Source organism: Rhizobium sp. CFBP 8752, from assembly GCF_014842035.1.
Taxonomy (GTDB): domain Bacteria; phylum Pseudomonadota; class Alphaproteobacteria; order Rhizobiales; family Rhizobiaceae; genus Neorhizobium; species Neorhizobium soli.
Genome location: NZ_JACYUZ010000004.1, coordinates 250,171 through 269,726, shown reverse-complemented (window position 1 = coordinate 269,726; position 19,556 = coordinate 250,171). Strand labels below are relative to the sequence as shown.

Annotated in this window: 23 protein-coding genes; 14 read left to right on the top strand and 9 right to left on the bottom strand. The window is 58.0% G+C overall.

Translation table 11 applies throughout. From position 1 onward, the window contains the following. Positions 1-45: 45 nt before the first annotated feature. Positions 46-726 (bottom strand): sugar transferase, encoded by a 681-nt coding sequence (locus IFT59_RS19820; RefSeq protein ID WP_256413911.1) that lies wholly within the window; start codon positions 724-726, stop codon positions 46-48. Positions 727-1,822: 1,096 nt separating this feature from the next. On the opposite strand from IFT59_RS19820, the gene IFT59_RS19815 reads away from it, so the two are divergent. Beyond that, the gene (locus tag IFT59_RS19815; protein ID WP_156461709.1) at positions 1,823-1,963 is read left to right on the top strand and encodes a hypothetical protein; all 141 of its coding nucleotides are present in this window, start codon (positions 1,823-1,825) and stop codon (positions 1,961-1,963) included. Between the two features lie 14 nt (positions 1,964-1,977). Here IFT59_RS19815 and IFT59_RS19810 read toward each other — a convergent pair whose 3' ends face one another. Continuing rightward, positions 1,978-2,643: a DUF6030 family protein gene (locus IFT59_RS19810; protein WP_274598300.1), complete on the bottom strand. Its 666-nt coding sequence runs from the start codon at positions 2,641-2,643 to the stop codon at positions 1,978-1,980. Positions 2,644-3,066: 423 nt separating this feature from the next. Continuing rightward, the gene (locus tag IFT59_RS19805) at positions 3,067-3,255 is read right to left on the bottom strand and encodes a hypothetical protein (protein ID WP_192087952.1); all 189 of its coding nucleotides are present in this window, start codon (positions 3,253-3,255) and stop codon (positions 3,067-3,069) included. Positions 3,256-3,527: 272 nt separating this feature from the next. Between IFT59_RS19805 and IFT59_RS19800 the strand changes: the two genes are divergently transcribed. The 6 genes from IFT59_RS19800 to IFT59_RS19775 all read left to right on the top strand — a co-directional run bounded on the left by IFT59_RS19800 (position 3,528) and on the right by IFT59_RS19775 (position 8,157). After that, complete coding sequence (locus IFT59_RS19800) at positions 3,528-4,301, top strand: amino acid ABC transporter substrate-binding protein (protein ID WP_192087950.1); 774 nt, start codon at positions 3,528-3,530, stop codon at positions 4,299-4,301. A gap of 94 nt (positions 4,302-4,395) precedes the next feature. Further along, positions 4,396-5,076: an amino acid ABC transporter permease gene (locus IFT59_RS19795; protein ID WP_062458746.1), complete on the top strand. Its 681-nt coding sequence runs from the start codon at positions 4,396-4,398 to the stop codon at positions 5,074-5,076. Then, entirely contained in the window at positions 5,073-5,834 is a 762-nt protein-coding gene (locus tag IFT59_RS19790; RefSeq protein WP_192087948.1) for an amino acid ABC transporter ATP-binding protein, read from the top strand. The genes IFT59_RS19795 and IFT59_RS19790 overlap by 4 nt, the downstream gene beginning before the upstream one ends. 78 nt (positions 5,835-5,912) lie before the next feature. Beyond that, the gene (locus tag IFT59_RS19785) at positions 5,913-6,449 is read left to right on the top strand and encodes a hypothetical protein (RefSeq protein ID WP_192087946.1); all 537 of its coding nucleotides are present in this window, start codon (positions 5,913-5,915) and stop codon (positions 6,447-6,449) included. A 182-nt stretch (positions 6,450-6,631) separates the two neighbouring features. Beyond that, complete coding sequence (locus IFT59_RS19780; RefSeq protein ID WP_062458733.1) at positions 6,632-7,738, top strand: PAS domain-containing protein; 1,107 nt, start codon at positions 6,632-6,634, stop codon at positions 7,736-7,738. An 11-nt stretch (positions 7,739-7,749) separates the two neighbouring features. After that, complete coding sequence (locus IFT59_RS19775) at positions 7,750-8,157, top strand: response regulator (RefSeq protein WP_192087945.1); 408 nt, start codon at positions 7,750-7,752, stop codon at positions 8,155-8,157. Between the two features lie 134 nt (positions 8,158-8,291). Here the strand turns inward: IFT59_RS19775 and IFT59_RS19770 are convergent, their stop codons facing one another. Together IFT59_RS19770 and IFT59_RS19765 are read right to left on the bottom strand one after the other, a co-directional pair. Further along, positions 8,292-8,696 carry a host attachment family protein gene (locus IFT59_RS19770; RefSeq protein ID WP_062458727.1) on the bottom strand — a complete coding sequence of 135 codons (405 nt, stop codon included), beginning with the start codon at positions 8,694-8,696 and terminating at the stop codon, positions 8,292-8,294. Positions 8,697-8,895: 199 nt separating this feature from the next. Then, positions 8,896-9,231, bottom strand: coding sequence for a hypothetical protein (locus tag IFT59_RS19765; RefSeq protein ID WP_062458725.1), 336 nt, complete (start codon positions 9,229-9,231; stop codon positions 8,896-8,898). A 277-nt stretch (positions 9,232-9,508) separates the two neighbouring features. Between IFT59_RS19765 and IFT59_RS19760 the strand changes: the two genes are divergently transcribed. The 3 genes from IFT59_RS19760 (at position 9,509) to IFT59_RS19750 (ending at position 10,991) form a co-directional block, all read left to right on the top strand. Further along, positions 9,509-9,709: a hypothetical protein gene (locus tag IFT59_RS19760; RefSeq protein WP_062576573.1), complete on the top strand. Its 201-nt coding sequence runs from the start codon at positions 9,509-9,511 to the stop codon at positions 9,707-9,709. A 45-nt stretch (positions 9,710-9,754) separates the two neighbouring features. Next, a complete protein-coding gene (locus tag IFT59_RS19755; protein WP_192087944.1) occupies positions 9,755-10,636 on the top strand; it encodes an MBL fold metallo-hydrolase in 882 nt (293 codons plus the stop codon). 145 nt (positions 10,637-10,781) lie between these two features. Then, a complete protein-coding gene (locus IFT59_RS19750) occupies positions 10,782-10,991 on the top strand; it encodes a hypothetical protein (RefSeq protein WP_062458716.1) in 210 nt (69 codons plus the stop codon). Positions 10,992-11,023: 32 nt separating this feature from the next. Here IFT59_RS19750 and otnC read toward each other — a convergent pair whose 3' ends face one another. Genes otnC through IFT59_RS19735 form a run of 3 tightly spaced genes read right to left on the bottom strand, consistent with a single transcriptional unit; the run spans position 11,024 to position 14,007 of the window. Continuing rightward, complete coding sequence (gene otnC / locus IFT59_RS19745) at positions 11,024-11,671, bottom strand: 3-oxo-tetronate 4-phosphate decarboxylase (protein ID WP_062458713.1); 648 nt, start codon at positions 11,669-11,671, stop codon at positions 11,024-11,026. Next, on the bottom strand, positions 11,668-12,930 hold the full coding sequence (otnK, locus tag IFT59_RS19740; protein ID WP_192087942.1) for a 3-oxo-tetronate kinase: 1,263 nt from the start codon (positions 12,928-12,930) through the stop codon (positions 11,668-11,670). Before otnK ends, otnC begins: the two co-directional genes overlap by 4 nt. 33 nt (positions 12,931-12,963) lie before the next feature. Continuing rightward, entirely contained in the window at positions 12,964-14,007 is a 1,044-nt protein-coding gene (locus tag IFT59_RS19735) for a LacI family DNA-binding transcriptional regulator (RefSeq protein WP_249407659.1), read from the bottom strand. Between the two features lie 123 nt (positions 14,008-14,130). Between IFT59_RS19735 and ltnD the strand changes: the two genes are divergently transcribed. Together ltnD and otnI are read left to right on the top strand one after the other, a co-directional pair. Then, positions 14,131-15,045: an L-threonate dehydrogenase gene (gene ltnD, locus IFT59_RS19730; RefSeq protein ID WP_192087938.1), complete on the top strand. Its 915-nt coding sequence runs from the start codon at positions 14,131-14,133 to the stop codon at positions 15,043-15,045. Between the two features lie 4 nt (positions 15,046-15,049). Further along, positions 15,050-15,817 carry a 2-oxo-tetronate isomerase gene (otnI, locus tag IFT59_RS19725; protein ID WP_192087936.1) on the top strand — a complete coding sequence of 256 codons (768 nt, stop codon included), beginning with the start codon at positions 15,050-15,052 and terminating at the stop codon, positions 15,815-15,817. Positions 15,818-15,857: 40 nt separating this feature from the next. Here the strand turns inward: otnI and IFT59_RS19720 are convergent, their stop codons facing one another. Beyond that, positions 15,858-16,904, bottom strand: a complete 1,047-nt coding sequence (locus IFT59_RS19720) for a LysR family transcriptional regulator (RefSeq protein ID WP_249407658.1) — start codon at positions 16,902-16,904, stop codon at positions 15,858-15,860. Positions 16,905-17,039: 135 nt separating this feature from the next. On the opposite strand from IFT59_RS19720, the gene IFT59_RS19715 reads away from it, so the two are divergent. Then, positions 17,040-18,359, top strand: coding sequence for an MFS transporter (locus tag IFT59_RS19715; protein ID WP_192087935.1), 1,320 nt, complete (start codon positions 17,040-17,042; stop codon positions 18,357-18,359). Continuing rightward, positions 18,360-19,337 (top strand): amidohydrolase family protein, encoded by a 978-nt coding sequence (locus tag IFT59_RS19710; RefSeq protein ID WP_192087934.1) that lies wholly within the window; start codon positions 18,360-18,362, stop codon positions 19,335-19,337. Positions 19,338-19,556 lie beyond the last annotated feature (219 nt).

The following is a 19,556-nucleotide window of genomic DNA, read 5'->3' as shown; positions in this document are numbered from 1 at the left end:
AGTGTGCCGCCGTTTGCTATTAGATCGGTTCGAAGAACGGTTGGCTTAGAAGCCCTTGCCATTCGTCAGTTCCATCCTGATGGTTTGGAGGATGATGTAGACGTCAAGCCAGATCGAGAAATTGGCAACATAATAGAGATCGCAGGCGATGCGAGCCCGGGCTTTCGAAGCACGATCCGTTGGCCCTCGCAGGCCGCGCATTTGTGCCAGCCCGGTAAGACCAGGCCGCATGCTGTGTCGCTGGTGATAATCCGGAACGAGTTCCTCATAGGTAACGCCGGCCGCAAGCATGCCGACGGCGTGGCATCTCGGACCGACAAGAGACATGTCCCCTTTGAGCACGTTGATGAGTTGCGGCAGTTCGTCGATATTGGATTTGCGAATGAATTGGCCGACCCGTGTAATCCGGGGATCGTTCCGAGTTGTCTGTGCGACGCCAGACACATCTCCCCGGTCGGTAAACATCGATCTGAACTTATAGATTTTAATTTTGCGACCGTCCTTCCCCCATCGAATCTGGGAAAACAGCGGTGACCCTCTGCTCTCGGCACGGATGATCGCGCATATCAGGACGAACAGGGGAAGAAGCGTAACCAGGGCAATCAGGGATATCAGCATGTCGACTGCGCGCTTGGCCGCAAATTCCCAAGCCGCAGGCTGATCACTGTATGTAAGCTTATAATTATCATTCGCCGAACTACCGGCGAGGTACTCACTAGCATCCAGTTGTACCACAAGCTCCACAGCACTCAAGGGAACCATCCAATATACGAGAGTTAATATATGACCGTCTTATCAATACTCCATATCTCGATTCTAAACACGAGTCAGCCCGGAACTTAATAAATGGTTAAATATAAAACAAGCAATATTGCTTTATTATTACATATGAAATTAGATTCGATACGTAGATTCGCAGCAACGTGCGGCGAAGCCCTCCGGTTCGTTCGAGAGAACCGTGATATTTTGCGGCGACGACTTGAGAGATCGATCAAGTTATCCGCTGCACAGTTTTAGCTATCATTGCCGCAATAATTTCGTCGCTTCCCGCACAGTATGCACATACCGAGATGTGCGTTGCTTCCAAGCAGAAATCCCCGGGCGCATGAGCGAAGGTTCGGGGAACGCTGCAAAAAAAGGGGACGGGTATACTTACCAAACGGGTAAGACGATCGGGTACAAGATCGACAACGGCAAGATCTGCCTGCGATTTCCGAACGGACAGAAAGGTTGCGTAAGCGTCGAAACCGACGGCAAGCGCTCTGAAATGATCACCAGAAAAGGTGATCGCTCCGACCTACAATCAGGCTCTTGCCGCAGCACTCCAGGACTACGGTCACATCACTCGCCAACAGCTACGATCCATTCGGCGTGATGTTATTTGCGTCTTGCGTTTTAATCTGAAAAATATACTAGATATAGACGCAAAGTACGGGTGATTGGAGAGGTTGAGATGGCCGCTTTACACGTAATCTCGAAGTTAACTATTGCGACATTACTCCTCGCAGCTTCGCTCGGGGCGTCGGCATACGCGGCGGATATCATTCAGCGGTCGAGGTATAACGAGACGCAACCGAATACACATCTTGTACGCTCGAGCTACGTCACAGAGGAATGCGAACTGCTTGAGATCACCTACCGAGAACCGCGCCAGATCGAAATCGTCAGGGTCTGTTACCCGCCGATTTTCTGAGCGCGAAGTTTCTCGGCGAGCGTTTTCATGGTCGATCGGCGGGCGCTACAGTTCGCTTCAATTTGACCGATCACACTAACTGTATTCGAACTATTGTGCGGTACATATTCCTCATCTTGTGAGGGAAAAATGTCGCGTCGTTTCAGAAATCTGTCATTTGCTTTCGGTGTCTCCATTGCTCTCTGGGCTGTCATCATCCAGGGCATCAGCCAGATTGCCGAGCACATCGGCACGCCTCACGACACGACTGTCACGGCAAGTATCAAGTAGATCCGAAACGCAACTCAGTTTGTGACTTGCTGAGCAGCGGCTTTCGGAAGCGGATACGTTCCAACGAGATTGTATCGACTTTCATCCAGCATTTCCCGCTTATATGAAATGGTTGCCGCCGCAATCTCTCTGCGAAAATCCTGCCCGCGCGCCAAGGCGTCTCCGAGCGAAATGGACAGATACGCATCGAGATCGAGCAAGCGTGCAGCAATTGCGGACGCCTGATAGGCGAGCGCTTCCCGTTCGGACAAAGTTCCGAAGCTTATTTTCAGCCGGAATGTCGCGTTCCCTGCAGCCTCCCTACCCCGGATCTGGACGAATATCGATGACTGACGTCCCAAATCCGCTCCCGTCACGAGATAGCTGCATTCCCATTTGGCGCCACCGTCTTCGCGGGTAAACACAGGCTCTACCTCGGCAAGGGCTGCAAGAGTAGCGCACTGCTCGTCAGCACGTATCGGGGCGCGGCCCTTCAAGAGGCGGGCTTTCTTTGCAAAGACCACCGACACCCCCATGCTTGCCTGTGCGGCGGACTGTGCATTGACAAAGGGCACGCTCAGGTTCGCAACGCTGCTTTGCTGGAAACCCAGCCGCAGCAACAAAAGCTTGAGACGCATGTGATCATTGGACAGGAGAAGGCTTGCGCCGATTGCGCTTGAGAAGGCGACGAACAGGAGCATGAACACGACGAGACCTCCCGGCCCCCGATGCCTTGCCCCTTCCGCAAACCGCCTATCGTTGTAATATCTGCTCAAGCCAAGAAAACCTCGTGAGCACTGCAAAAAACAGGAAAGGTACTTAGGAAATAAAAACTGAGAACAATCTGGCGTGCATTAGAATTGCGCGAACCCGACTTTCTTATTTACAGAAATGGCAATATCGATCGTTTTATTATTCTAATATTACGTTGGCACTGACCCGAGCGCATGCGCTAACGGAAAGCATAATATCTCGCTACCGCAGCGCACGCTAGAGGCGTTTTATTATTCAGCTGCTACTAAACGAAGAATGATTCGAGCCTAGACGTGGGCCATCACAGCCTCCGGCCAAAATCCGTTGGCAAGGGCTTTGATACGGTTCGAAGGCTCCAGATGTTCAGACGCCTAATCCGCCTTATCGTCTGAACTCACCGGCTTGCTGGTTGGGGGCGAAACACCTCCGCCGTGATCGGCCGACCACGTCTGCGGCGAGCTGCTATGAGGCTTTGAATCGCCCGCCGTCTGCTCGCCCTGCGTGCTCCCTTCCGCCTGTGGCTCCTCATTGCCGGTTTCGTCGCGTTTTTCTTCGGTCATGATGTTGCTCCTGTTCGGCGAAACAACAGCTAGAGAACGCAAGGGTTCCGCCCGGGTCTTCCGGGACAACAGATTGCGGCACGATGGCGTCTTGCCGGAAATCCTGCGCAAAGGCTGTGTCGTGGTTGCGTCGGGTCATGCGCGAAGAAAAATGAGCAAAATAATCTCATTTGCCTGTTTTATTTGCTCGATCCTCTCCTCCAACAGCACAGGTTTTCCTAGATAACACCGCATCGAAAGGCCATCAGGCCTGATGCCCGAAAGGAATGACCATGAACTGGCTGAAATCCATCGCTGCTGCCGCCCTGCTGCAGGCCGTTGCCATCACCCCATCTGTCGCTGGCGAAAACCTCGACCAGATCAAGGCCGCCGGCGTGATCAAGATCGGGACGGAAGGCACCTATGCGCCCTTCACTTTCCACGACAGCGCCAACAAGCTGACCGGCTTCGACGTCGAGATCGGCGAGGCTGTCGCCAACAAGCTTGGCGTGAAGGCAGAATTCATCGAAGGCAAGTGGGATGGCCTCATCGCTGGCATCGATGCCAAACGCTATGATGCCGTCATCAATCAGGTCGGCATCACCGAAGCCCGCAAGCAGAAATATGCCTTCTCCGACCCCTATATCGCGTCCAAGGCCGTGCTGATCGTTCGCAGCAATGACGAGGAGATCAAAGGGTTCGAAAGTCTAAAGGGCAAGAAGTCGTCACAGTCGCTGACCAGCAACTTCGGCAAGCTGGCCGAGGCGTCTGGAGCAGAGCTCGTCGGCACCGACGGCTTTGACCAGTCGATCCAGCTGGTTCTGACCCGCCGCGCCGATGCCACGATCAACGACAGCCTCTCCTTCCTCGATTTCAAGAAGAAGCAGCCTCAGGCTCCCGTTAAGATCGTTGCCGAAAAGGCGGATGCCGATTTCTCTGGCATCATCGTTCGCAAGGGCGACGACGAGCTGGTTTCAGCCATCAACAAGGCGCTCGCCGACATCAAGGCGGACGGAACCTACAAGACGATTTCTGACAAGTATTTCGGTCAGGACGTCTCGAAGTAAGAACGGACTGTTCCGTTCTTGAAACTGCGCCATATGTATTGAGATCAGAGCGCTCGGCGACCATCGCCGGGCGTCATATGTTTTGAGGTTCGCCGTGCCGCACTGGCTTCAATTGATGATCGATTCGTTGCCGACACTTCTGTGGGCCGGCGTGAAATTTACGATCCCGCTGACACTCCTTTCCTTTGTGCTGGGCCTATCGCTGGGGCTTGTCACCGCGGTCGCACGGTTGTTCGGGCCGTGGCCGGTTTCAGCAATCGCTCGCTTCTATGTATGGATCATTCGCGGTACACCACTCCTTGTGCAGCTCTTCGTCATCTTCTACGGCCTGCCGAGTGTGGGAATTCTGCTTGATGCCTTTACGGCGGCCCTGATCGGCTTTACGCTCAATGTCGGTGCCTACACGTCGGAAATCATCCGTGCCGCCATCTCCTCCGTCCCCAAGGGTCAGTGGGAAGCCGCCTATTCCACCGGCATGAACTGGCGCCAGGCGATGCGGCGCACGATCCTGCCGCAGGCAAGCCGGGTATCCGTGCCGCCTCTGTCAAACACGTTCATATCGCTGGTCAAGGATACCTCGCTTGCCGCGGCAATTACCGTGCCCGAACTTTTCCAGTCCGCGCAGCGTATCGTTGCCACGACGTATGAGCCGCTCATTCTCTATATCGAGGCCGCCATCATCTATCTCGCTTTGAGCTCCATCCTGTCTCACCTGCAGTCCCGACTCGAATTTCGCTTTGCCCGATACGGCGGCATGCTGGAGGCCAACCGATGATCGAACTGTCGCATATCGAAAAGCGTTTCGGCGACGCCGTCATTCTGAAGGATATCTCTCTCAGCTTTCCGGAGGGCAGCGTTTCGGCTCTGGTCGGACCGTCGGGCGGCGGCAAGAGTACCTTGCTCCGCTGCATCAACCTCCTAGAGCAACCGACTGCCGGAAGCGTGCGCATAGGCGCTGAGAGCGTCGACTTTGCACCCGGCCGCAAGGCGCCGTGGCAATCCATTCAGAAAGTGCGCAGCCAGACGGGAATGGTGTTTCAGAACTTCCAGCTTTTCCCACATCGCACGGCCATCGAAAACGTCATGGAAGGGCTGCTTGTCGTCCAGAAATGGTCCCGCGAAAAAGCCAGGGCGCGCGCCATGGAATTGCTGACGAAAGTCGGCATGGAACACAAGGCCGATGCCTGGCCCGCCAATCTCTCAGGCGGCCAGCAGCAGCGTGTGGCAATTGCACGGGCGCTCGCGCCCTCGCCGAAAGTTCTTTTGTGCGACGAACCGACTTCGGCGCTTGACCCGGAGCTTTCCGCCGAGGTCGTCGACGTGCTCGGCACCCTTGCCAGAGAGGGCACGACCATGGTGATGGCGACGCACGATCTGCGACTTGCCTCGCAGGTTGCCAATCTCGTTGTCTTTCTCGAGGCGGGGCAGGTCGTCGAGATCGGCAGCGCCGAACAGGTCTTTCGCAACCCTGTCCACGAACGCACACGTCAGTTCGTGTCGTCGATCAACGCCGCGCAGACCTTCTCGGCGTAGCCATTCCGGTGCTGCACGCCACTGCTGAAACCGCGTGCGGCCGTTGTTTGCATATTCAAAGACAGGGGTTGCCGAGCGATGACACAGACACGACCGCCACTCGATCCCCTCACCCAGGCGACGGTCACGATCGCCTGGGTGATCGTATTCAACAAGCCATTCTATCCCGTCTATGTCTGGTATCTCGTCGGCAATGGCGTGGCTGCGTCATGCGCTACCTTGTTTGCCGCCCCCCTGTTTCTCGCGATCCCTTTCATTGCTCGCCAATCACCCTTCATGGCGCGGTTGGCGTTGCCAATCGTCGGCACGCTCGACACGTTGTTCGAGACAAAACTGTTCGGGCATGGTTCGGGGACGGCGCTTTTCTTTGGTGCCTGCTTCATGCTTTCCGCACTGTCCTTTTTTGCCCAGGAGAAGTGGTGGCAGCGCAGCATGGCGGCCTTTGTCTTCGCTGTGTTTCTATTCTCGCAGTATCTTCTCGGTCCACCATTGCGGGTCTGGAGCGATCCTGACCTTGCCATCCTGCTCAGGCTCAACATGTTCTCGGTCGCATGCCTGATGGCCTTTATTGCCATACGTTATGCCGGTCTTGAGACCAGACGTGAGCGCCACTAACCATTTGTGATCCCGCGACTGCACAGTGCCTAATCTCCGCAACATCTGGAAACACGGATTTTTCAGGTTTTCCCTAGAGAATGGAGCGGATTGCTGACGACCGTCAATTTTAACAGGATGTCGGAACCTGTCCGCGGTTAAAGCATTATTTTTCGCAACGCTTATGAGGGGCGACGGACTTTATGGCTGTGGAAAAAGATGTTCGCGGCGCAAGAGACGCAGGCGACCGGCTAATCGCCGCCCACGCATCCGGAGATCCGTTCGCAGCAGCTTTCAAAGCAACACGCATGCCGATGATCATCACCGATCCACGCCAGGTCGATAACCCGATCATCTTTTCAAATCGAGCGTTCTCGAAGTTAACCGGGTACTCGGCGCAGGAACTTGTTGGGCGCAACTGCCGCCTCTTACAGGGTCCGCAAACTGACCCTGCGGCTGTTGCCAAAATTCGGGAAGCGGTGTCGCAAGAGCGGGATCTTGCGATCGACATTCTCAACTACCGGCGCGACGGCACGACCTTCTGGAATGCTCTGTTCGTCAGCCCGGTTCGAAACGAAGATGGGCAAGTCATCTACTTCTTCGCGTCTCAGTTGGACTTTACCAACATCAAGAGCAAAGAGGCAGAACTAGCGGCGGCTCGGCATATCGCGGAAGAGGAAGTCGCAAGGCGCACAGCGGACCTGACGGACGCGCTGACAACAAAGACCGCGCTCGTTCACGAAGTCGACCACCGCGTCAAAAACAATCTTCTGACCATCGCCTCGATCGTCAAGCTCCAGGCGCGGATGGCGGAGGACGAAGTGGCAAAGCGGACCCTGTTTTCCGTCCTCAGCCGCGTCGAGGCGCTGAGCACTGTTCACCGCAAGCTTCTGAATGACGATGATGTCGGCCATTTCGATGTTGCAGAGTTCGCAGGCGACCTGATCGTCGATGTGGTCGGTGCGCTTAGGCGATCTGACATTGTGATGACAACCGACCTGCACGAAGTCATCGTCCCGGCTGACAAGGCATCACCTCTCGCTCTTATCTTGAACGAGCTGATCGGTGATGTCGTTCGACGCGGCTTGAGCGATGGCGGCGGCGAAATTCACCTGGAAGTGAGACGCCTGAACGGACACTTCTTGGTAAGGGTCGTCGACACGGTCACCCCCGTTGTCTTTGACCAGCGCGAACACGACTTCGGCAGACTGATGCTGGAGACCTGTGCCAGGCAGCTGGGCGCTGAAATCGAACGGAAAACGGATGGCAAGCGCACAGAAGTGAGCGTTACCCTGATGGTCAATGAGTAAGGAACAAAATTTTGCGCGTGATGATCGTGGAAGACGAGGCGCTGCTGGCGCTCGAACTTGAAACTGAGGTCGAGGCTGCGGGTCACGATGTTGTCGGCCAGGCGGCTTCAAGCTCGACCGCATACGAACTTGCTGAAAAGACTGCGCCTGACTTCGCTTTCGTCGACATCCAACTTCTTGATGGCCCGACAGGGATCGACGTCGGAAAATTCCTTGCTTCGAAAAACGTCCCTTACATATTTGTTTCAGGAAATTTGAAGCGGATCCCGGATGATTTTGCCGGCGCGCTCGGCGCAATCGAGAAGCCGTACACAATGAACGGACTGCAGAACGCTTTGGATTATCTGGCGCTACGGGTCGACGGTGGGGAAGTACCGAGCCCCCCTCCTGGCCTAATCCTGGCCTCCGAGGTCGCCTGACTGTCTAGAAGCATGGGCGCGGCCCTGTCTAACAGTGTCCATCTATCCGCAGACATCGGATACTGATGGCCTTCACTTCTCGAAAGTAGGGCCCCGCTGCTGCAGGGCCTCCACTTCTGGTGCTGTTGTAGCGATCAGGCTGCAGCCAGCGCCTTTTCGATATCCTGGATCGAATGGCCCGTAAGGTCCTTGTCGAGTTCGCCAATCAGAACGTCAGACAGCGACTTGTGGTAGCTCTTGCGCATTTCACCGAGTGTGCGGGGCGCCGCCACGACAACAAGATTTTTGATCTTTCCATCCAGCACATGCTTGTTCAGCATGTCGGCAATGCCGTTGCTGAAACCGTCTTCGTCCTGCTGGCTGTCATCCGGGTTTGCGGAGCTGCTGGAATGGCGCGCACCGGAAGAGATTTTCGAGCTGTCGATGTCCGTGGCCGGCATCGCTCTCAGCTTGACGTTTGCTGCGTCACCTTCATTCTTGAAAAGGCTGAGCTTTTCGCCATCGGCAACGGCAACGATCGTGTTCTGTGGTAGCTGCATAAGGGTCTCCATAGTCAGCACCGCCTGCTTCCTTCGAGGAACCAGCCGGTGCATGTTTCGAGGCCTACAGTAATCCCGCAGCGGCGGATCGGTTCCGAGCAAATGACGTGGATAGCGCTGAGTTATCTGATCCTTGACACCCGCCGTACCTAGCCGAACTGTCGCAAATCGGGCACCGGCTGCGACGCGGCTCCGTCGGCTACTGCGCGGTAAAAAACGTCAGAAGCACTTTTCCTTTTTCGCCCAGAAGGCAGACGAAACGATCAGGCTTACCGGTTTCGCCGCCGCGTGCGATATAGGCATCGCCCATGACGACGGTCTTCACCGCGACATTCTCGACTTTGGTATCCGCGGAGCTCACGGCCAGGGTTTCCATGTCGAGCACCAGATCGGTGATGGCGGACGATTTTTCCTGCAGCGCCAGCAAGCCGGTCGATTGGCATGCCTGGGCTGCCTCGTCGTTGTTCGTCTGCGCGTAGGTTGCTCCGGCGGTGAGGCAAAGAGCGGCAAAGGCGGTCACGGAAAGTCGTTTCATAAGGGCCCCCAAGAGAAGTCGGCATTGACTGCGACCTCGAATGCATTTGACCTCGATTTGTTCCCTTCCACCCTGAGGCTAAGCCCCGCGGATTGTGGCATAACAGGATACGCACGGCGTGGTTGGCCTTATTGATTTCCTGCGCCGATCAAGCTCTCGGCTGCCGCTCGGTCATGATTAGGCGTTTGAGCGTGCACCTGTTAGACCTTTGCCAACGGATCGACCGTCATGACATCGCGCTGACCGTCGTGTCAGCTTTCAAGAAAGAGAGATCGATATGGGTTGGAAAACGCCAAAGGTCGAATACGTGAACGGTTACAAGATCGTCGAGGTCGATGGGCCATCCTTCAAGGTGTACGAAGGCGATCGCCAGCTGGGCGATGACTTCCCTTATTCCGGCGAGGCTGCGGCTCTCGCGAATTCTCTGCCAAAGCTGGATATGCCGAAACCTAGTCATGGGTTGCCCTCGTTCCGCTGACGGCGGGCCATCGCCTTTTCAAGTGACGCATCGAAAGGACTGGCGATGGATATTTCGGTTCGGCTCACGACTTACCCTGGCCTCGATGATCGGATTGTCATCGTGAGGGCTGGCGACGAGGTCGATGCCGTCTTCGTGCGGACCGATCGGTTCAATGTCCTCGTCGATACGCTTGGCACCCCATCCCTGTGTCGGGAGGCGCTAGCACTGCTCGACGACCAGATGGGCGACCGGCCTCTGCTGGTCATCAACTCCCACATGGACTGGGACCACTTTTGGGGCAATTCCGGGCTTGACGATCGCATACCGATCATCGCGCACGCCAAGGCGCTGGAGCGGCTGAACGATCCCGCTGCACGAGATAAGCTGGTCGAAAAACAGCGCGACGCACGATTTCGGGATGTCGAGATTGTTGCCCCCAATCTATGCTTCGCTGGCGAGAGCATGATCCTGGATGGCGGCGATCTGGTCCTCGAATTGCTTCACACGCCCGGACATACGCCGGATCATATCGCGGTCTGGATCCCTTCCATCCAAACCTGTCTTGCGGTCGATGCCGTCGAGTGGCCGATCCCCGAAGTCTGGAGCAAGTATCCTCACGATCTCAAGGCGCTTTGCTGCTCGTTGAAAACAATCCGTGATCTTGATGCCCGCCACGTCGTTCTAGCTCACGGCCAGACCTCCGCACCGTCGATCGTCGAAGCGAACCTTGCTTACTTTTCACGACTGCACGACCGCATCGCCGCTCTTGACGGCTCCGCGTTGGCCAACGCTGATCTCGACCAGAAAGACGGCTTGCGCCTGCGGGACTTCCTGAGCCTGCCCGGGGATATGCCGGGCGAAACGGCAGCATTTTATGAACGCTGCCATCGGTCCAACCTTTATGCGGCAGCGGAAGCCCGGAAGGCCGGTGTCGCTTATATCTGAACCGTCCATCCGCCGGCACGCGTGTTTGCTCGAACCGGACGGAGCGCGAGAACAACCCTCGTTCCCCTTTTGCGAGTATCAGGCTGATCGTCACGGAACTCCTGCTCTTGCTACCTGTTGGATAGGACAGAAAAAGAGCACTGCAATGAGTAAACCGGAAGACGATGCAAAGGGTCAGTACGCCCCGTCCCAGGCCGATCGCAAGGCGACAGGGGTTCACAGCGCAAAGCCGACAGTCGTGACGGGCTCTGAAGACGCGACCGTTCACCGCGATGCGCCGGGAAAGAAATCCGAAAAGGATTTTGATCTCAACTATGATCCCAAGGACATGAATGAAGGAAGTTTCCGCGGGTGAAGCCCAGCACGCGGTCACCTACCCAAGCAGGATCAGCCGTGGCGCTCCATAAGATCGTCACGCTGCTCCTGCGTCAGTGGCCTGATTTTCTCGCCACGCAGCATCAGGAACAGTTTTGCCGTTTCCTCGAGCTCCTCGGTCGCGTATTGCGCCTCGCGCAGCGATTTCCCGGCAACTACCGGCCCGTGATTGGCGAGCAGGACGGCGTGACTGTCGCGAGCACGCTCCCGCACCGCCTCCGCCAAAGCGGCATCGCCTGGCGGGAAATACGGAGCCATCGGCAGTTTTCCCACCCGCATGACGTAATAAGCCGTCAGTGGCGGAAGAAGATCCTCCGGGTTCAGTCCTTCGATGAGGCTGATCGCGACGGCATTCGTCGAGTGAAGGTGAACGACCGCTGAAGCCGTGCTGCGTTCGCAATACATGCACTGGTGCAGAAACGCTTCCTTGGTCGGTTTGTCGCCGGAGACATGCACGCCCTCAGCGGAGAATTTCGAAAGGCGCGCCGGATCGAGCGCGCCAAGCGATGCGTTTGTCGGCGTCATCAGCATATCGCCATTCGATAGCCGTGCACTGATGTTGCCGGTCGATCCGAACGTGAAGCACCGGTCGAAAAGCGACTTGCCAACCGTGACGATCTCGTCGCGAAGCTTTGTTTCCTCGGAAAGAACTGCCGTCATTTCAAAAGCTCCCACGCCTTGAGGAAGAAGTCGGCGGTGCCGAAATTGCCGGATTTGAGTGCAAGCGCCATAGGTGCGCCATCACCCATCGTCAGTGTCCAGGGCACACCCGGGTCGATCTCGCGGCCGATAAACAAGGCGGACGGCGCCAGTGCTCCAACGACGGCGCCTGACGTTTCTCCGCCGGCGACGATCAGCCTCCGGACCCCGTTTTCGCGCAGTCCGATGGCGGTTTTTGCGAGGAACTGCTCGACGATCTCGCCAGCCTTTTCCTGTCCAAGGCTCTCTTGAGCTGCCAGAACATCCTTCGGATCAGCGCTCGAGTAGATCAGTGGAACGCCTTCCTGCGCCAGAGCCCATCTGATCGCTTCGTCAACGTCCATACGCCCTTGTGCGATATCGACCGGATCGAGCTTGAGCGTGGACATGCCGGCCTCGATAGCGGCCTTGATCTGGCCCCGTGTCGCCTCTGAACAGGAACCGGCAAGAATGGCGGCCCTCCCGTCCGGCGCCTGAAACTGTCCTGCCGTGATGTCTCGTTGCAAAAGCCCCGCGCGCCGAAAGTTCTCGGGCAGACCGACTGCGATGCCGGAACCTCCGGTGATCAGCGGGAACTCCGCGACTGCCTCACCGATCACGCGCAGATCCTGGTCGGTAATCGCGTCGACGACCACGACGCCGTCACCACGCCGACGCGCCTCGTCGAATGCCGCACGAACGCTCTCGGCACCCTTTGCGACGTTCTCATGTGAGACAAGGCCGACCTGAAGTTTGGATTGTGCCGCCATCAGACGCACCAGCGACGAATCCGTCATCGGCGTCAGGGGGTGATGGCGCATGGGGCTATCCGACAGCAGTTGATCTGCCACGAAGAGATGACCCTTGTAGATCGTCCGGCGGTTGGCAGGGAAAGCGGGGCAGACGATCGTCAGATCCGTCCCAAGCTCGCGTGCGAGCGCGTCGGTGACGGGCCCAATATTGCCCTTCGGCGTCGAATCGAAGGTCGAGCAGTATTTGAAGATGATCTGGCGGGCACCGGCCGTCTTCAGCCAACGCAGTGCCTCGAGCGACATCGCGACCGCCACGTCAGCGGGATTGGTACGGGATTTCAGGGCGACGACGACCGCGTCGACATCGCTCAGATCGAAATCGGCGGGCGGAACGCCCACCGTCTGGATCGTGCGCATGCCCTCCCTCGACAGCATCAGGGCAAGGTCCGTTGCGCCGGTCAGATCATCGGCGATTGCGCCAAGCAGCATATCATTCTCCCGTCTTGAGGATGGGCTCCGCCTTCAGGCGGTTGCCCCCTCTATAATTGAAAATCCCGTGTCGATGATCCTGGCCGCCTGCGGACGCTGAGGCGTCTCCAGCAAGGCTTCGATTGCCGTCTTGCCGATGGCAAAGCGATTGGAAAGCACCGTCGTCAGCGGCTTTGGCAGAACCTGTCCGATCTCGAGCCCGTTGAAGCCCATCAGCGCGAGACCGTCCGGCACCGGCATTCCGGCCGCCATGCAGTGCATGAAACCGCCCACCGCCATGTCGTCGTTGGAAAACGCCGCCGCATCGATGGCGGCACCGTCGGCAAGAAGACTCGCCAGAGCTCGACGTCCTTCGAGCGTCGAACTTGGCGCCTCTGTCCGATACTCCGAGACCAGTGACAAGCCCGTCTCAGACAAACCTTCGCAAAGCCCCTCATACCGCAAACGCGCGCGCCGATCCGCAGCCCAGTCATGGCCGACATAGCCGATCCTCGAATAGCCGCGCTGAACGAGATGGCGTGCCATCGCGCGGCCGGCGTCGCGATGCGACAGGCCGACCGCAAGGTCGATGGGCCGGTCATCGATATCCATCAGTTCGGCGATCCGCACCCGGCTGCCTTCAAGCATGCGTCTTGCGGCCGTGGTATGCTCGAAACCTGTGGTGATGATCGCCGCCGGATGCCAGGCCAGAAGCGACGAAATAATATCCTGCTCGGTCTCGAGACTGTAGTCGGTCACACCGATCATCGGGCGATAGGACGTGCCAATCAGCCCGGCATTTATACCCCTGAGCACTTCGGGAAATACGATGTTCGACAACGACGGCAAAATGACGCCGATGATCGGCGAAGACGAGGACGCAAGCGAACCGGCAGCCCTGTTAGGGACATAGCCGAGTGCGTCGATTGCCGCATTGACGCGGAGCCTTGTCTCCGGTGCGATCGGTCCCTTGTTGCGGATCACGCGCGAGACGGTGTTCTCGCTGACTTTTGCCAGCCGAGCGACATGCGCAAGCGTCGGCGTCTCAGCGGCCGAGGGCACGCTATCGTCTGCAATGGACCTCCCATCCCCGTCCAAGTCGTTCTCTCCTCCATTTATCTCAGCGCTAACATATGTCGCTTGAACAGGGCAAGAGGATGTGGTTGAAAACATGTTAGCTCTGAGATTCTGACTACACAGCGCTTCATGGAGGTGCCGCTCATGCCCAGCCCAACCACTATCGCCATCATTGGCCTCGGCTCAATGGGACTAGGCATGGCACGCTCTGTGCTGAGCGCCGGTCACAAGGTTCGCGGATTCGACGTCAACCGGGACGCGTTCTCGACCCTCGAAAATGAAGGTGGCGTTGCCGCCTCCTCGCCGGGCGATGCTGTTGAAGGCGCTGACATCGCGGTCGTCGTGGTCGTCAATGCGGCACAGACGGAAACAGTCCTTTTCGGCGAGGCCGGGATCGTCAGCGCGATGCATTCCGGCGGCGTCATCGTCTGCTGTGCCACCGTGTCGCCCAGCGACGCCAAATCCTTCGCTGCGCGAACCGAGGCAGCCGGGCTGCTTTATCTCGACGGCCCCATCAGCGGCGGCTCGAAGAAGGCGCATTCGGGAGAACTGACCTTCATGGCATCGGGCTCACCTGAAGCATTCAAGGCGGCGCGGCCGGCGCTCGATGCGATGGCCGCCACCGTCTACGAGCTTGGCGACCAGCCGGGTGTCGGCTCCTCCTTCAAGATCGTCAATCAGTTGCTGGCAGGTGTCCATATAGCGGCCGCCTGCGAAGCGATCACATTCGCGAAAAGCCTCGATCTCGACATTGCCAGGGTCTTTGACGTCATCACCAAATCGGCTGGCAATAGCTGGATGTTCGAAAACCGCATACCGCATGTGCTCGATGGCGATTACAGTCCTCACAGTGCGGTCTCGATCTTCACCAAGGATCTCGGCATCGTCTCCGACATAGGCCGCCAGCAGAAGTTTCCGCTTCCGATCACCGCGGCCGCATTGCAACTCTTCATCATGACCGAGGCTGCCGGGATGGGTCGCGATGACGACAGTTCGGTTGCGCGGCTGCTCGCCCAGATCACCGGGCTTCACCTGCCCGGCATGCCAGAGAAAGAATAGGCCCATGCCGAAGTTTGCCGCAAACCTGTCGATGATGTTCAACGAGCGACCGTTCCTGGAGCGGTTCGCGGCTGCGGCCACGGCTGGCTTCAGCGCCGTCGAGTATCTCTTCCCTTACGACTATCCAGCCGAGGTCGTCGCCGAGACGCTTCGTGATGCCGGGCTGAACCAGGCCCTGTTCAACATGCCACCCGGGGATTGGGCAGGCGGCGATCGGGGTCTAGCGAGCCTTTCCGACCGGCGCGAGGAGTTCGAGTCGTCGCTGGTCAAGGCAATTGCCTATGGCAAGGCGATCGGAACGCCGCTTCTTCACATGATGGCCGGCATCGCGCCAGCGGATGATCCCACCGCTGCATCCTGCTATGTGGACAATCTGAAAAAGGCGGCCGATGCAACGGCCGAAGCCGGTATCGGTCTCGTCATCGAGCCGATCAACAAACGCGATATGCCGGGTTATTTTCTTAACGACTTCAATCGCGCATTCGATCTCGTGGTCGATCTCGATCGCCCCAATGTCAGTCTTCAGTTCGACATCTATCACCGCCAGATCATGCACGGAGATGTCATCACAGCCTTGAGGCAGATGGCGCCGCGCATCGGGCATATCCAGATTGCGGCGGTTCCTACCCGGCATGAACCCATGACAGGCGAACTCAACGACCGCATGATCTTCGAAGAGATCGACGCGCTCGGCTACCAGGGTTATGTCGGCTGCGAATACCGGCCTGCCGGAGTAACCGAGGACGGACTGGGCTGGATGAGTTCGATCTGAACCAGGCTCACCCTTTACCGAAGTATGCATCCGGCTTGCATCATCCGTCGCTCGTCAGTTCCGCCCTGATCCGTCGCTGTTCTTGCAGCGCCGTCTGGAGTTGCGTCAAGAACGCCTCGACGCCTGGCGTCATCGGCCGATCTCGACGCGTGACGATCCCGTATGATCCCATCACCGCAGGCAGCGTGACCGGGATCTCGACCAGCAGGTTATGGCGGATGTAGAAGTCCGATACGTCGCCGGGCATCACGGCCAGCATGTCGCTCTCGTGCATCAGCGCCACCATCGTCATCATTGACGAAGTTTCGACGATGTTTTGGGGACCGGACAGTCGCATTTCGGCAAAGACAGGCGCCAGAACCTTTCGCATGGGGCTTCCGGCCGGCAGAAGCGTCCAGGGCCATTCGCCCAGCTCGCGCACCGTGACGGACGACCTGCTCGCGAGCGGGTGGTCCCGCCGGCCGACGACTTTCAGCGGTTCGTCGATGAGATCGACGTAATCGAAGTCGTTGCGATCGCCGAGCACGATCGGTCGTGCCAGCAGCACATCGAGGTGACCGTTCAACAGGGAGCCAACGAGCGCATCGCTTGTCCCAGCATCGATCGAGACCTGCAGGCCGGGATGCTCGCGCTTGAGCGCAGCGACAGCCTTTGCCAGCAGAAACGGAACGGCGCTGATGACAGCCCCGATCCGCAACGTGCCGGATGCACCCGACGACAGCGAATCGAGATCCTCCCTCGTCCGGACGATCTCCATCTGCATGAGCCGCGCATGTCTGATCATCACCTCGCCATAGGGCGTTGCGCGCATGCCCCTGGAACTGCGCTCGAACAGCGGATGGCCGACGGCCGCCTCCAGATCCTGGATCAGTTTCGTCGCCGTCGGCTGCGTCATGTTGAGAGCCGAGGCGGCTTTTCGGAGGCTCGCGACCTTTCCAAGCTCGATGAGAAGCAGGAGTTGCGTGCTTTTCAGATGGCGCAGGAGCGACAGCCCGCGGTCGAAACGCTCTGATGTCATTGGCGCAATCCATTTCAGCCGGCGGATGCCGTGATCGGAAAAGCCGATCACATGATCTGTATATTTCATTATTTCGGCATAGCCAGTCAACTATATTCCCGGGATGCACGGTGGAGAGGAACGCCGATCAAGGAGGTCGGTGACAACCGGGTGGATGCAAGCCTGATGAGGCCTGCGCCGACAAGTCAGGGAGGATTTGTATCTATGTCCGAAATTGAACAGCAACCCGTTGCCGCTGGCCGCGTGGAGCTAAAGGGTAAAGCGGCAACGAATGTACGATGGTACATCTTCGTCGTCGTTTTCCTGCTCGTTGTCATCAACATGGTCGACCGTACGGCTCTGTCGATCGCCATGCCCAGCATTGCCGCCGAATTCTCGCTCGGCCCCGCCATGCAGGGTCTTATCCTGAGCTCCTTCTTCTGGAGCTATGCATTGATGCAGATCCCCGGAGGCATGCTGATCGACCGCTTTGGCGCACGCTCGGTCATCACGGTGTCCACACTCGGTTGGGGTATCTTCCAGACCATTGCGGGCTTCACGACCGGCGGCATCTCGCTTCTGTTGACGCGCATCGGTCTCGGCGCGGCGGAAGCGCCTCTCTTCCCGGCCGGAGCAAAACTCAATTCGATCTGGCTTTCGAAACGGGAACGGGCACGCGGTGCCGTTTTCATGGATAGCGGTGCCCCGCTCGGGGCTGCCATCGGCGGCGTCCTGATCAGCTGGCTCATCCTTACGCTCGGAAGCTGGCGGCTTGCCTTCATCGTCGCCGGGCTCGTGACCATTCTTTTGGGCTGGCTCGCATGGCGTTACCTCCGTGACAATCCGTCCACGCATCCGGGCATCAACGCTGCGGAAATGGATATCATCAACGAAGTGGGGCAACCGAAGTCCGAGGCTACGGAAAGCGAACCGACCGAAATCCTTCGCCGGTCGATCGTCAGCCTCGTGGCAGGTCGCGCAGGATGGGCGATGATTAATTTCGGTCTGCTGACCTGGGGCCCGAGCTATCTTGCGCAGGCGCGCAACTTCAACCTGAAGGAAATGGGCGGAGCGACTTTCGTCATCTTCCTCGCCGGCATGCTGGGTTCGCTCGCGAGCGGCTTTGTCGCCGACAAGATGGTGGCCGCAGGGTTTAAACGATCCGTCGTCTACAAGCTTCTTCTGGGCATCACTGGCCTCGGCGTCGCCGCCACATTCATCGCTCTGCCGCATGTGAGCAGCCCGGTTGCCGCGGTCGCGCTTCTCTCCGCCACACTATTCCTGCTCTACTTCGGCAGCCTTTACTGGAGCCTCCCCTCGATCCTCGCGCCGAAGAGCCGGGTCGGCGTCATCGGCGGCACAATGAACTTTGCCGGCAGTGTCAGCGGCATCATCGTCCCGATCCTGACAGGCTTCATCCTTCAATGGACTGATGGCTCCTATGGCACCGTGCTCGGCTTCTTTGCGGGCTGCGCCGTCGTCTATGTCATCGCCACTCTCACCATCGACTTCAACGAAGGCAATCGTGAACGGAAGGGCAGCTAATTGGAACAATTTCCTCTCTGGGACGGGCCGATCGTCGATGCGCATCAGCACTTCTGGGACCCCGTCGTCAACGACCACCCCTGGCTGAAGCCGGAGGCAAACATTCCTTTCCGGTATGGCGACTACAGCTCGATCAAGCGGCGCTATCTTCCGCCCGACTACCTGAAGGACGCGGAAGGTCACAACGTCGTGCAGACGGTCTATGTCGAGACCGAGTGGGATCCGGCCGATCCCATTGGGGAAAGCCGATACGCAACCAAGGTCGCGGATGAATTCGGGCTTCCCAATGCCATCGTCGCCCAGGCATGGCTCGATAGGCCCGATGTGGCTGATGTCCTTGCCGATCAGGCAGCGTTCGAGCTGGTGCGCAGCGTGCGTCACAAGCCGGGCGGCGCCGAAAGCGCCGCTGTTGCTGCCGATCACCGAACTCTCATGACCGACGAGACCTGGCGCAAAGGCTACGCCCTTCTCGAGACGCATGGACTGAGCTTCGATCTCCAGACGAACTGGTGGCATCTCGACGAGGCCATGCTGCTGGCACGGGATTTTCCTTCCACGACCATCATCCTCAACCACACGGGTCTGCCATCGGATCGATCCAGCGAAGGGATGAAGGGATGGCACGCGGCGATGGGCAAGTTTGCGGATATGCCCAATGTCTGCGTCAAGATTTCTGGGATCGGCCAGAAAGGGCGGCCCTGGTCAATCGAGGACAACAGCGCCATCATCACCGAAACCATTGCTATGTTCTCAGCCGAGCGGACGATGTTTGCCAGCAATTTCCCGGTCGATAGTCTATGCGGTTCATTTGACACGATCTATTCGGGCTTCAAGGACGTGGCGGCACGCTATTCCCTGAGAGATCAGGCAAAACTCTTTGCGGGGACTGCACGCAAATACTACCGGCTGCCGATGGCGAACGAAGCCGGCATGACCGGCACCGCGCCTGAGGTCGCCCGGACGGCTCTCTTTGGGTAGCACGCAGTCGAAGGCTGAATAGACCTGGCTGCGATCGCGAATCGCCGATCGGGACCTGAATCTAAGGTTGCTGTTGTGCTATCCGCATGACGGTTCCCGGTGCCGATCAGCCTAAGTTCTCTAAAAAAAATCTCGCGATCCGTTCAAACTCGCGTTCGCAAACGCGAGTTTGAACAGTCGGGCTATCGCGTAAAGCAAGAGCAAATCGATTAGATCGCG